At 37.5% G+C, this 13,531-nt stretch carries 12 protein-coding genes; 10 read left to right on the top strand and 2 right to left on the bottom strand.

The features are described from left to right. Nucleotides 1–202: 202 nt before the first annotated feature. Nucleotides 203–889 carry a FadR/GntR family transcriptional regulator gene (locus tag INT04_RS16235; RefSeq protein WP_193017150.1) on the top strand — a complete coding sequence of 229 codons (687 nt, stop codon included), beginning with the start codon at nucleotides 203–205 and terminating at the stop codon, nucleotides 887–889. Between the two features lie 82 nt (nucleotides 890–971). Beyond that, nucleotides 972–2,366, top strand: coding sequence for a multidrug transporter subunit MdtD (mdtD, locus tag INT04_RS16240; protein ID WP_193017151.1), 1,395 nt, complete (start codon nucleotides 972–974; stop codon nucleotides 2,364–2,366). Nucleotides 2,367–2,453: 87 nt separating this feature from the next. On the opposite strand, the gene rbsK is transcribed toward mdtD, so the two are convergent. After that, nucleotides 2,454–3,383 (bottom strand): ribokinase, encoded by a 930-nt coding sequence (gene rbsK, locus INT04_RS16245; protein ID WP_193017152.1) that lies wholly within the window; start codon nucleotides 3,381–3,383, stop codon nucleotides 2,454–2,456. Nucleotides 3,384–3,664: 281 nt separating this feature from the next. Between rbsK and ravA the strand changes: the two genes are divergently transcribed. After that, on the top strand, nucleotides 3,665–5,164 hold the full coding sequence (gene ravA, locus INT04_RS16250) for an ATPase RavA (RefSeq protein WP_193017153.1): 1,500 nt from the start codon (nucleotides 3,665–3,667) through the stop codon (nucleotides 5,162–5,164). Between the two features lie 7 nt (nucleotides 5,165–5,171). Then, complete coding sequence (viaA, locus tag INT04_RS16255) at nucleotides 5,172–6,629, top strand: ATPase RavA stimulator ViaA (RefSeq protein ID WP_193017154.1); 1,458 nt, start codon at nucleotides 5,172–5,174, stop codon at nucleotides 6,627–6,629. On the opposite strand, the gene asnA is transcribed toward viaA, so the two are convergent. Beyond that, the gene (gene asnA, locus INT04_RS16260; RefSeq protein WP_193017155.1) at nucleotides 6,630–7,622 is read right to left on the bottom strand and encodes an aspartate--ammonia ligase; all 993 of its coding nucleotides are present in this window, start codon (nucleotides 7,620–7,622) and stop codon (nucleotides 6,630–6,632) included. It lies immediately after the preceding gene. Between the two features lie 159 nt (nucleotides 7,623–7,781). Between asnA and asnC the strand changes: the two genes are divergently transcribed. The 6 genes from asnC to atpB all read left to right on the top strand — a co-directional run bounded on the left by asnC (nucleotide 7,782) and on the right by atpB (nucleotide 13,530). Further along, the gene (asnC, locus tag INT04_RS16265; protein ID WP_193017156.1) at nucleotides 7,782–8,243 is read left to right on the top strand and encodes a transcriptional regulator AsnC; all 462 of its coding nucleotides are present in this window, start codon (nucleotides 7,782–7,784) and stop codon (nucleotides 8,241–8,243) included. A 100-nt stretch (nucleotides 8,244–8,343) separates the two neighbouring features. Further along, complete coding sequence (mioC, locus tag INT04_RS16270; protein ID WP_193017157.1) at nucleotides 8,344–8,784, top strand: FMN-binding protein MioC; 441 nt, start codon at nucleotides 8,344–8,346, stop codon at nucleotides 8,782–8,784. 377 nt (nucleotides 8,785–9,161) lie between these two features. Next, nucleotides 9,162–11,060: a tRNA uridine-5-carboxymethylaminomethyl(34) synthesis enzyme MnmG gene (gene mnmG / locus INT04_RS16275; protein WP_193017158.1), complete on the top strand. Its 1,899-nt coding sequence runs from the start codon at nucleotides 9,162–9,164 to the stop codon at nucleotides 11,058–11,060. Next, nucleotides 11,057–11,683, top strand: a complete 627-nt coding sequence (gene rsmG, locus INT04_RS16280) for a 16S rRNA (guanine(527)-N(7))-methyltransferase RsmG (protein ID WP_193017159.1) — start codon at nucleotides 11,057–11,059, stop codon at nucleotides 11,681–11,683. The genes mnmG and rsmG overlap by 4 nt, the downstream gene beginning before the upstream one ends. Nucleotides 11,684–12,296: 613 nt before the next feature. Further along, on the top strand, nucleotides 12,297–12,674 hold the full coding sequence (atpI, locus tag INT04_RS16285) for a F0F1 ATP synthase subunit I (protein ID WP_193017160.1): 378 nt from the start codon (nucleotides 12,297–12,299) through the stop codon (nucleotides 12,672–12,674). Between the two features lie 31 nt (nucleotides 12,675–12,705). Next, nucleotides 12,706–13,530 (top strand): F0F1 ATP synthase subunit A, encoded by an 825-nt coding sequence (gene atpB, locus INT04_RS16290; RefSeq protein ID WP_193017161.1) that lies wholly within the window; start codon nucleotides 12,706–12,708, stop codon nucleotides 13,528–13,530. Nucleotide 13,531: the final 1 nt, after the last annotated feature.

Here is a 13,531-nt window from a genome sequence, read left to right on the forward strand (position 1 = left end):
ATCGTCGGTCAGTGGATGCGCATTATAGGGAGATCTCGGATTAGCGCAAGTGTTTATTTCACTTTTTTTTCTGTTCGCTTTTTTTTTCAGCAAAATAAAGAAAAACGCTCTATTTTTATGCTGATAGCGTGAAATCCAGACAGCTTTCTACTCCCGACTCACGTAAGATAGATGATAAATTATGGTATAGGTAACCTTTATTATGCAATTTAGCGAACAACGTTCAGCTTCTCAAAAGAATCTTTCTTATATTGTTGCTGAAAATTTAGGTAAACAAATTCTTTCTGGTCGCTATGAGCCCGAATCTTTGTTGCCAGGCGAAATAGAATTAGCAGAATTACTCTCTGTCAGCAGAACCGTTATCCGAGAAGCAATAAAAATGCTTGCTGCAAAAGGGATGCTTTTACCTCGCCCACGCATAGGTACTCGCGTTACACCAATGCAGAATTGGAACTTATTAGATAATGATCTTCTTAATTGGTGGATAGACAGCGGTGAATTTAATAAAGTTAGCCATTATTTCCATCATGTTCGTTTAGCAATAGAACCTCAAGCCTGTTATTTAGCCGCCTTTAATGCAAACGAAAGTCAAAAACAGTCTCTTTCTTTATTTGGTAAAGAAATGCTGTTACTCAATGATAATTTTGACAGGCAACATTGGTTAGATATCGATACTCAATTTCACTATCTTATTTACCAAGCAAGTGGTAATCCTTTTTTTGCCTCTTTTGGGTCACTGTTTCTTTCTGCTTATAAAAAGTATTTCGATCTTATTGTGGGTGATGAAACCGTTCAACCTGAAACACATAACCAAATTGTTCAGGCCATTATTGATGGTAATGGAAATAAGGCTCGTGATCTCTGTTTAATCTTATTAACGAGTGATTGAATAGTTTTAATACAATTTTTTTGGATTTTCCGTTTATAATGAAGCGATAATCAAAATATAGAACAAAGACGGTATATGCTTCATGTTTAAATCCGCCAAAAATATGTCTGGGTTGCCTTGGATAGCGGCAATGGCTTTTTTTATGCAGGCTCTTGATGCAACTATTCTTAATACAGCATTACCTGATATAGCTAAGAGCCTTAATCACTCTCCTCTCGCGATGCAATCAGCAGTTATTAGTTATACTTTAACTGTAGCATTACTAATTCCTGTCAGTGGGTGGTTAGCCGATAGATTTGGAACTCGTAAAATTTTTATTATTGCGGTTTCTTTATTTTCTGCTGGCTCTTTATTATGTGCACTTTCTCCTAACCTTATGTTCCTTGTTGTCTCACGCATTATACAAGGTATTGGTGGTGCAATGATGATGCCCGTTGCACGCCTTGCTCTATTAAGAGCCTATCCTCGTAGTGAATTACTGCCTATTTTAAATTTTGTCACAATGCCAGGGCTAGTTGGTCCGATAGCTGGACCGCTATTAGGTGGGATACTCGTCACTTACGCCTCTTGGCATTGGATATTTATTATTAATATTCCTATTGGCTTATTAGGTATTTTCTATGCCATAAAGCATATGCCTAATTTTACAATGCCAAAGCGCAAGTTTGATTTACTGGGTTTTATTTTTTTTGGTTTTGGCTTAGTAATGCTTTCTGTCAGCCTTGATCTTTTTGGTGATAAAAATATTTCTCGCTATATTCCTATTGCCATTATTTCAGGAGGTTTCTCTTTGCTTGGTTTGTATATCAATCATGCAAAACGCCACCAGCAACCTCTTATTCCATTAAACATATTTAAAACTCGTACATTCTCTGTCGGTATTGCAGGCAATATCGCAACACGATTAGGAACTGGTTGTATTCCTTTCTTAATGCCACTTATGTTGCAAGTCGGTTTTGGCTACCCGGCTATTATTTCGGGTATGATGATGGCACCAATGGCATTAGGCTCTATTTTAGCAAAATCTTTTGTCACAAAAATCTTAGTTAAATTTAGTTATCGTCGAACACTCTTTGCTATTACCATTATTATTGGTTTGATGATAACGCAGTTTTCACTTCAGTCTCCGGGAATGTCTATTTACTACCTCGTTATTCCACTCTTTTTACTTGGTGTGGTCATGTCAATACAGTTTACGTCGATGAATACTATTTCATTGGCAGACTTAACTGATAATAATGCCAGTTCAGGAAATAGTGTCTTAGCAGTAACACAACAACTGGCTATTAGTTTTGGTATTGCGGTAAGTGCGTCTATTTTAGGATATTTTGATACCGAGAACGTGGGGACAACTGTTGATAACTTCCACTACACATTTATTACTGTCGGTATCATTACATTACTGTCTTCTTTTGTGTTTTTACTTCTTGATAAACATGATGGGGATAATCTGACAAACAAAAAGAAAAAAGCCTGATTATTGAATTCAGATAGAGATAGAAATAGAGAAGAGAGCATACGCTCTCTTCTCTTTCTTTACTTCTTCTTTATATAAAGAAGAGCATTATAAAAACGTAGATAAAAAAGTATCCACTTCATGACGCCAAGGCACAGATGGCTGAGCTCCTGAACGAGTAACAGCGATTGCAGCAGCTGCGTGAGCAAACTGAATCGCTGACATCATAGACTGCCCTTCTAATAATGCAGTCATCAATGCCCCATTAAAAGTATCACCCGCAGCGATGGTATCAACAGCTTTCACTTTAAAAGCAGGAACAATACCACCTTTACTATTTTGCTCACTAACCCAAACACCACGACTCCCTAATGTAATAAGAACCGTTTTAATCCCTTTATTATGTAGAATATCTGCTGCTTGCTGCGCACTTTCATTATCAATGACTTTAATACCTGTCAGATATTCAATTTCAGTTTCATTTGGTGTAATAATATCAACCAATGACAGTAATTCATCAGGTAATGCCTGAGCGGGTGCAGGGTTTAATATTACTTGCACATTTTCTTGTTTCGCAATTTCAGCGGCTTTCAATACAGAATCAAGTGGTGATTCTAATTGCATTAACAGGGCATCGGCTTCTTTTATTATATCGCTATGGCGTTGAACATAGTTTGTATCTAACCGACCATTGGCACCTGCATGGATACCAATAACGTTTTCACCTTGCTGATTAACAAAAATAAGTGCAACACCCGTTGCTTCATTATCAATTAACTCAATACTATTGGTATCGATATTGTCAGTGATCAATTGAGCCTTCGCTTTTTCACCAATATCGTCATTTCCTAAGCAAGCAAGAAATGAAATATTAGCACCACAACGCCCTGCAGCAACTGCTTGATTAGCCCCTTTACCGCCGAATACCATTTGAAATTGATTACCTGAAATGGTCTCACCAGGAAGCGGAAAATGGGCAACATTAAGAATATGATCAGCATTAACACTACCTAAAATCACAAGTTTCTTCGCTTCCATGATTTATCCTTACTCTCAATAATAAATTCTAAATGTATTGCATAAATGATACTCAAAATTCTAAACCGATCATCTCAGCAACATTAAGGAAAAACCGTGATCACTATCGAAACGTTTCGCTAGTAAAACAAAAAAGAACCAAAAATAAGCAGTAGGAAGCTGAATCGATTTTTGTTATAAACAAATTGTGTGCTAATAGAATGTTTGACTATATGTCATCAATCTTTTTCTGATATTTTCTGGGTAATGACGAAAATAAGTGCCCATGATTAGGAGTATTTATGCAACTTGCAGAGCGGATTTCACAACTTAGCCAATATCTTGAGACTGGACTTTATGAGCGACAGTCAGCTATCCGTCTTTGTTTACTTGCAGCACTCAGTGGCGAAAGTGTTTTCTTACTTGGCCCTCCTGGAATTGCTAAAAGCTTAATCGCCAGAAGAATGAAAGAAGCATTTAAAGAGGCCAAAGCGTTTGAATATCTAATGACACGGTTTTCCACTCCTGAAGAAATTTTTGGCCCATTATCTATTCAAGCATTAAAAGATGAAGGTAAATATCAGCGCTTGATTGATGGCTATTTGCCAGATGCTGAAGTTGTCTTCCTTGATGAAATATGGAAAGCCGGACCCGCTATTCTTAATACGCTATTAACTGCAATTAATGAACGTAAATTTAGAAACGGCGAAGCTGAAGTTAATATTCCGATGCGCTTATTAGTATCAGCGTCAAATGAACTTCCTGATTCAGATAGTAGTCTTGAGGCACTATATGACCGAATGCTCATCCGCATTTGGCTGAAAAAAGTACAAGATAAGAAAAACTTTCGAGCATTACTCATCAATAAAGAAGTGAGCTCTTTTCATATTCCAGCTCATATTCAAATCACAGCAGAAGAATTTTCACGTTGGCAATCAGAGTTAGAAAAAATCAGTTTAGACGATCATTTGTTTGATTTGATTTATCAGCTAAGAGAATCTTTAGATAAAAGTGACGCCGCTCCTTATGTTTCAGATAGACGTTGGAAAAAAGCAGTACGTCTTTTACAAGCCAGTGCATTTTTTAATGGACGTAGTACTATTTCCCCATTAGATCTTATTTTATTAAAAGATTGCCTTTGGCATGATCAAGCTTCATTTTCGCTATTAGATAAGCTATTACAAAACCTTTTAACAGAACAAGCTTACCACCAGCTAGAGTTAATTAGAAAAACAGAAAATCTGTGGGCTGAGTGGATGCAATCAACAAGAAATAAACAAGATCAACAAGCTTTTCGTTTTGAAAAACAAAGCGGAATGTTTGGTCGAAATGCACATTTTAACCTATCAGAAAAAATGCAGGCTGATAAATATACGCTGTTTTTACATATCCCTCTGCATATTCATAGCATTCAAGTTAACTTTATTACCTTTGAGCATAAATCCTTGGAAAGTTTTTTATCTAAGGGGGATGAATTATCTGCACGTTTAAATGGTATAGGCTTTCCTCAACCAATTAACGCCCAAATTCGCCAAGATGGTGTATTAGAAATTTTGGATGTGAGTCGGCGTACAACATCTCTTTATCAACAAAAAGAAACAGTACCGACAGCACCTACTGAAAATAACAAAGAGTGGCAAGATAAATTAAAAGATCTGACTCAAGAAATTTATGGTGAACAAGAAAAATTTAATCATCATCAACCAAATTTATTTATTGATAATGATTGGCTTATTTCTATAGAACAAAGTTTTGTTCAGCTTAATGAAAAACTATCTCAATTAAAAAGCCAAATAAAGTGATGATATTATGCTGACACTTTCAACATTAGATATGCTTTTAGCCATAAATGAAGGTCAACTTATTGAGGAGGTTATTATTGCTATCTTAGCGTCGCCTCAATTAGCCGTATTTTTTGAAAAACACCCAAGACTAAAAAAAGCGTTGCTTAAAGATATTCAGCAATGGAAAAAAAGCTTACAACAAAGAGTTAAAGAAACATTAGTTCCCACGATGGTTGCAGATGAGTTTGCTCTTTATCAGCAAACACAGTCATTAGGTAATGCGATATTTAATCAGCAAGTCGAACTTATTCTTGCTGAACTAAATAAATTAGATTCTTCTTTTATTGAAGAAGCCTCGCAGCTTATCAAAAAAAACAAGCCATTTTCTCCTGCTCAACAAGCCTTGTTTATTCAACACTGGCGCATTAGTTTAATTTTCCAAGTCACCGCACTACACAAAGCGTTATTTGACCAAGAACAAGAGCAATTACTGGCAGAACTACAAGAGCGTTTAGCATTAAGTGGAAATTTAAGTAATACATTTTCAGAAAATGAACGAGCCGCTGGACGTTTGTGGGATATGAGCAAAGGTATTTTAACCAAAACACCTTTTGATGAAAAAATTATTCAACGTTATAGTGATTTTCTTGATCAGCAACCTGAATTACATAAGCTCGCAAGTTTATTAGGTCGTAGTAAAACCGCTAAATCACTCCCTGAAGAAAGTGTTATCTTTGAACCGACAACTATCGTTGAAAAAGCCCCTGACACGACACCAGAGCAAGTTAATGGTATAGGACTTAGTGATGATATCTTACGTTTGCTCCCCGCCGAGCTCGCCCTATTAGGTATTAATGAAATAGAGTATGAGTTTTATAGAAAGCTGGTGGAAAAACAACTCAATACTTATCGATTACAAGGTGATAATTGGCAAGAGCGTACAGTATTACGCCCTGTAACTCATCATCATGATGAAGAAAGACCGAGAGGACCTTTTATTGTCTGTATTGATACGTCTGGTTCAATGGGAGGATTTAATGAACAGTGTGCGAAAGCTTTTGGATTAGCATTAATGAAAATAGCACTTGCAGATAATCGTTCATGTCATGTGATGTTATTTTCAACGGAAACAGTTCATTACCAGTTATCATCATCTAATGGGCTTCAAGATCTTATCAAATTTTTAAATCAGTCATTTAGAGGCGGTACAGATTTAAGTGCATGTTTAGATAATGTCTCAGAAAAACTTAATGATCCTACATGGAAAGATGCTGATGCTGTTGTTATTTCTGACTTTGTTGCCCAAAGGTTACCCGAAAACCTAATCAACAAAATCAAAAAAAGCCAACAGCAACAGCACAATCGCTTCCATGCAGTTACCCTATCCAATTACGGCAAACCCAGTATCATGAAAATCTTTGACCATATATGGCGTTTTGATACTGGATTAAAAAGTCGTTTACTTCGACGCTGGCGCCAATAATTACAGCATATCCTCGAAAGCTAAACGTGTATCTTTTTCCCATACACCACATTGTACTTGTCCAATATGCTCTTTTTGTAGAAGTAGCATGACTAAACGTGATTGACCAATACCCCCGCCAATCGTTTGTGGCATATCGCCATGCATTAATGCTTTGTGCCAATCAAGCTCAAGACGTTTAGTATCGTCGGTTAATGTTAATTGACGCATTAATGTTTCTGGGTCAACACGGATACCCATTGATGACAACTCAAAGGCATCTTGCAATACAGGGTTCCAAACTAAAATATCACCGTTTAAACCTTCAAAACCGTCTTCGTTTTGCGTTGTCCAATCATCATAGTCAGGTGCTCTAACATCGTGAGATTCACCACTTGAAAGTTTGCCACCAATTCCTATTAAGAAAACAGCACCATATTCTTTTGCTATCGCTTTTTCGCGACCTTTAGCATCAAGATCAGGATAACGACGCAATAACTCTTCAGTGTGAATAAATTGAATATGATCTGGCAGGAACGGTGCCAGACCAAATTCTTCACTAACGGCTTTTTCAGTTTCTTTTATTGCCTGATAGATTTTACCCACTGTCTGTTTAAGATAAGGAACAGTACGATCCTTAGCTTCCATCACTTTTTCCCAGTCCCACTGATCGACATAAACAGAGTGGATCTGGGTTAAGCGATCTTCGTCTGGTCTCAAGGCTTTCATATGAGTATAAAGACCTTGACCAGAACTAAATCCAAAACGGCCTAATGTTTTGCGTTTCCATTTAGCTAATGAATGGACAACCTCAAAGGTAGAATCGGGTAAAGATTTGACTTTAACTTGTACCGCCTTCTCATGGCCAGATAAGTTATCTTGAGTTCCATCACCAAGGCGACTTAAGATCGGTCCTTGAACTTCAATCAGCCCTAACTCTTTTTCCAACAGGCGTGAGAAATATGATTTAACAAAGCTAATTTGCTGTTGAGTCTGAATGAATGATTTTTCCATTTTTGTATTCCTAGTGGTGATGTCGTGTTTCGCTGATATAGATTAAGCAACAAAATGGGTACTAAATTCAATATACTTCATTAAAAATAGCCTTGCTTGTTTTAAATCGTTAAAAATAACGCTATAAAAATGTATTATCGTTAAAAACAGAGGGAGTTTATGGACAATATTTATCAGATCGATAATCTCGATCGTGACATACTTCACGCATTAATGGCGAATGCAAGAACACCTTACGCTGAATTGGCAAAAAAATTCGACGTTAGCCCGGGTACTATTCATGTCCGTGTAGAGAAAATGAAACAGGCAGGGATTATCACTGGAACACGTGTTGATATTAGTGAAAAAAAATTAGGTTTTGATGTCTGCTGCTTTATTGGCATCATTCTAAAGAGTGCAAAAGATTACCATACAGCATTAGATAAGCTGGATAAGTTAGATGAAGTGGTAGAGGTTTATTACACAACAGGGCAATACAGTATTTTTACAAAGGTAATGTGTAAAAGTATTGAATCCTTACAAGACGTACTTATCAACAAAATACAGACAATCGATGAAATCCAATCAACCGAGACACTGATCTCGCTGCAAAACCCGATAATAAGGACGATCAAGCCATAAGGATAAATTCTTATTTTTTTTTATAACCACATTATCCACAGGTAGATCCCAAGTGATTCACAGCGTACAATAGCGCGTCTTGAATATAAGGAGATCATTAATGAAAAAAGTCACTCTAATTAGTGGCAGCACTATGGGTAATGCTGAATATGTCGCAGAACATCTTGCAGAGATCTTATCTGAAGAAGGATTTGAGACAGATTTGCACCATGGACCTTCTCTTAATGATCTCCCAAATGAAGGGATCTGGCTGGTGGTAACCTCCACACATGGGGCAGGTGATATTCCTGATAACCTCCAACCTTTCGCTGACGAAATTTCAGCTGACTCTATTGATCTTAGCAATGTTACTTTTGGTGCTATCGGTATAGGAAGTAGTGAATACGACACTTTCTGTGGTGCGATCAGAACATTGGATCAAAAGTTAATAGAAAAAGGGGCAACTCGCCTTGGTGATCGTCTCGAAATAGACATTCAAAAGTATGACATTCCGGAAGATCCAGCAGAAGAATGGATAGCATCTTGGAAAAATTTACTTTAAATTGTTTAAAAAAACAGCAAACAGATGTGGATAACTCTGCTCAAAAGCGGGGGTTAACCCGTAGTTATCCATTGTATAAGCTTCTATCAATAAATGACCTGTGCATAAGTCGTCATTTTGATCCCAGCTTATCAGCAGATAGATCACGGATCATTCACAGTATATGATCCTTTACACTTTTATGATCTTTAAATAGAAAATCCACTTATCCACAGAGGATCGCTTCCTTAATAAAAGATCTAATAAAGAGATCTTTAAATAAAAAGATCTTTAAATAATTACCTGCGGATCAGCTCGCTTGTATCTCTCAAAAAGTTGAGTAGAATTCGTTTTCCCAATGCAACACATTCAGCATTCGTAACATTTAAGGTTTACACATGTTTTATCCAGAACACTTTGACGTCATTGTTATCGGTGGTGGTCACGCCGGTACAGAAGCCGCTATGGCTGCAGCTCGTATGGGGCGTCAAACCCTATTACTGACCCACAATATTGATACTTTGGGCCAAATGTCTTGTAACCCAGCTATTGGTGGGATTGGTAAAGGGCATCTGGTAAAAGAGATCGATGCCATGGGTGGATTAATGGCAACAGCCATTGACCATGCTGGTATCCAGTTTAGAACCCTGAATGCAAGTAAGGGACCGGCTGTAAGAGCAACAAGAGCACAAGCAGACCGTGTTCTTTACCGCCAAGCCATTCGTACAACGCTTGAAAATCAACCTAATTTAATGATCTTCCAACAGCCAGTAGAAGATCTGATTGTCGAAAACGACCAAGTTACAGGTGCAGTAACCCGCATGGGATTAAAATTTCATGCTAAGTCTGTCGTTTTAACTGTAGGCACTTTCCTTGATGGAAAAATCCATATTGGCTTAGAAAACTACAGCGGTGGTCGAGCTGGTGATCCACCTTCAGTTTCACTATCACATAGATTACGAGAATTACCTTTACGTGTTGGCCGTTTAAAAACAGGAACACCTCCACGTATCGATGCCCGAACCATTGATTTTAACCAATTAGCGGTTCAGTTAGGTGATACACCTATGCCTGTTTTCTCGTTTTTAGGTAATGTGGATCAGCACCCAGAGCAAATGCCTTGCCATATCACTTACACTAACGAAAAAACACATGATGTAATTCGTAATAACCTCGATCGTAGCCCAATGTATGCTGGTGTCATCGAAGGAATAGGGCCTCGTTATTGCCCATCTATTGAAGATAAAGTGATGAGATTTGCTGATCGTAATTCACATCAAATCTTTTTAGAGCCCGAAGGTTTAACCAGTAACGAAATTTACCCTAATGGTATTTCAACAAGCCTACCTTTTGATGTTCAAATGCAAATTGTGAACTCGATGAAGGGAATGGAAAATGCAAAGATCATCAGACCAGGTTACGCTATAGAATATGATTTCTTCGATCCTCGCGATCTAAAACAAACCTTAGAAAGCAAATTTATCAATGGACTGTTTTTTGCAGGTCAAATCAACGGCACAACAGGTTACGAAGAGGCCGCAGCTCAAGGAATGTTAGCGGGTCTTAATGCTGCTCGTTATGCCTTCGATCAAGACGGTTGGTTCCCACGTCGTGATCAAGCTTACATCGGTGTTTTAGTTGACGATCTGTGTACATTAGGAACTAAAGAACCCTACCGTATGTTTACATCACGCGCAGAATATCGCTTGATGTTACGTGAAGATAATGCCGATTTACGTTTGACTGAAATTGCACGTGAGCTCGGTATGGTTGATGACAACCGTTGGGCACAATTTAGTGAGAAAGTTGAGCTTGTTGAAAAAGAGCGCCAACGTTTAAGAAATATTTGGGTTCATCCTCAGGCTGATAATCTTTCTGAAATCAATGAATTGCTAAATAGCCCATTATCAAAAGAAGCCAATGGTGAAGATTTATTACGTCGCCCAGAAATGACGTACGATATACTGAAAAAAATCACTCGTTTTGCTCCTGGTATTGATGATTCAAAACCTCAAGCAGCAGAACAAGTAGAGATCCAAGTTAAATACGAAGGTTATATTAACCGCCAGCAAGAAGAGATCGAAAAGAAACTGCGTAATGAAAATGCAGCGTTACCGATTGATCTAGACTATAAGCAAGTCAGTGGCTTATCTAACGAAGTCATTGCAAAACTTAACGATCACAAGCCTACATCTATTGGTCAAGCATCGAGGATCTCAGGCGTAACACCTGCAGCAATTTCCATTTTATTAGTTTGGCTAAAAAAACAAGGTCTATTACGCAGGAGTGCATCATGAGTGACTTACTTAATCGGCTAAAAAAGCTGGCTAAGCAAGCCAATATTGAGCTAACAGATATTCAAGCTGAAAAGCTAATCGGTTATGTTGCTATGCTTGATAAGTGGAATAAAGCCTACAATCTCACGTCTGTGAGAGATCCTCAGCAAATGCTTATCCGCCATATTTTAGATAGTATTGTTGTTAGTCAGCACCTTGAAGGTGAGCGATTTATCGACGTAGGTACAGGACCAGGATTACCAGGTATTCCTTTAGCGATAATGCGTCCCGATCACCACTTTGTATTATTGGATAGCTTAGGTAAACGAGTTCGCTTTATGAAGCAAGTTCAGCATGAGCTTGAGCTTCATAACATTGAACCTGTTCAATACCGTGTTGGAGAATATCAACCAGAGATGCCTTTTGATGGTGTTATCAGTCGTGCGTTTGCTTCGATGAAAGATATGCTTTCTTGGTGCTCACATTTAGTGGCTGAAGAAAAGGGTCACTTTTATGCATTGAAAGGACAAATTCATCAAGAAGAGCTTGATGAACTTGCTGATAATGGATTAAAAATACCTGAAAAAGTGATCAATTTATCAATACCTGAATTGAATGAACAAAGACATTTGGTGATTATTTAATCAAAAAAAGTGTGTGTTATTGATCTTTTTTTCATTATTTGTGCTGTGGCGATAATATTTACAATGTTATCGCCATTTGTTTTATGGGGAATTATGTAACGCATTAAAACTCACTTAAATAAAACAATAAATTAACATTTCGTTATCTTTTACATTAATTCATTTGATAACCTGAGTTTTCATCATTTTATTTTCAAAATAAATTATTAATTCTGTGCATTATAAAAATATTGAATTTATTTAATTGAAAATGGGTCAATTCTTTTCCAATTAGCACTAAATTGTTCATAAAAGGGATGTTAATTGTTAACTCCGTTATATATTTTATGAAATAAGATTTATTTATACTTTTATATTTGTGATGCATGTCACGCTATTTATTTTATTCGGCTCTATTATTTTTACTCTTTTTGTTCTTAATCATTTTTCATAAATGGAACCTTGGTAAGAAATTTAAATTAATCTTCACTTTTTCGCTACTTATTGATTGAATTCATTGCCACGCCCCGTATAATTTGCTCGTTTTTGTCACTTGACACTTTATAGCAAAGACAGTTTGATACATCATTCAGTAATACCTTTTACGATAGCTAGTCTGGAGAATACAAACGTCATGTCTGTCTCCCTCTACAACGGGAAAGTTGCACTGAAACTGTTATTCTTGCAGTTTATGACTTTTGTTATTCTCAGTGCGGGTTTCTACTTAAAGAGTACAGATTGGAGTTTTTCGGCTTTTTTAGGCGGAATGGCATGTTGGTTACCCAATATGGCTTTTTTATTATTAATGCGCTTACAAAAGGTCAATGAAGAAGAAGCTCCAGTTCGCATAAACTGGCTTTTTGCTTTCAGTGAAGGGTTGAAGGTTATATTATCAATAGCCTTACTGATAGTTGCTTTAGGCGTGTTTAAAGCAGCATTTGCACCACTGGTCATGACCTACTTAGCGGTGCTTGTTATGCAGGTCGTTGCACCAGCCGTCATTAACGGTTAGCGTTTTTAACAACAAAAGGGTAATTGGCATCATGTCTGCATCAGGAGAAGCATTAACCACTAGAGAATACATAGGTCACCACCTGAATAACCTTCAGTTGGACCTGCGTACTTTCGAGTTGGTCAATCCCCATGCTGAAAATGCGCCATCATTCTGGGTGTTAAATATTGACTCACTTTTCTTTTCAGTCTTAATGGGTGCATTATTCCTATGGGTGTTTAGAAAAGTAGCAGTAAGAGCAACCAGTGGCGTACCGGGAAAATTCCAGACTGCAGTAGAAATGATCATCGGTTTCGTTGATAGCAGCGTTCGTGATATGTATCACGGAAAGAGCAAGGTCATTGCACCTTTGGCATTGACTGTGTTCGTTTGGGTGCTGTTAATGAATGCCCTGGATTTATTACCAATCGACTTCATCCCTTATATCGGTGAACACATCTTAGGGTTACCAGCGTTACGCATCGTTCCGACTGCGGACGTGAGTATTACTCTTTCGATGGCAATTGGTGTATTTATCCTGATCCTTTTCTATAGCATTAAGATGAAAGGTATAAAAGGGTTTACAAAAGAGCTGACTTTACAGCCTTTTAACCACCCAATTTTTATTCCTGTTAACTTAATCTTGGAAGGGGTAAGCCTGCTATCAAAACCTGTTTCACTCGGTCTTCGACTGTTTGGTAACATGTATGCAGGTGAACTGATCTTTATTCTTATTGCTGGTCTGTTACCGTGGTGGTCACAGTGGTTATTAAGCCTTCCTTGGGCGATATTCCACATACTGATTATTACGTTACAAGCCTTTATTTTCATGGTTCTAACGATTGTTTATCTGTCGATGGCATCTGAAGAACATTAAT

Origin of the sequence: Proteus sp. FME41 (assembly GCF_014897315.1) — a bacterium.
Lineage (GTDB): Bacteria > Pseudomonadota > Gammaproteobacteria > Enterobacterales > Enterobacteriaceae > Proteus.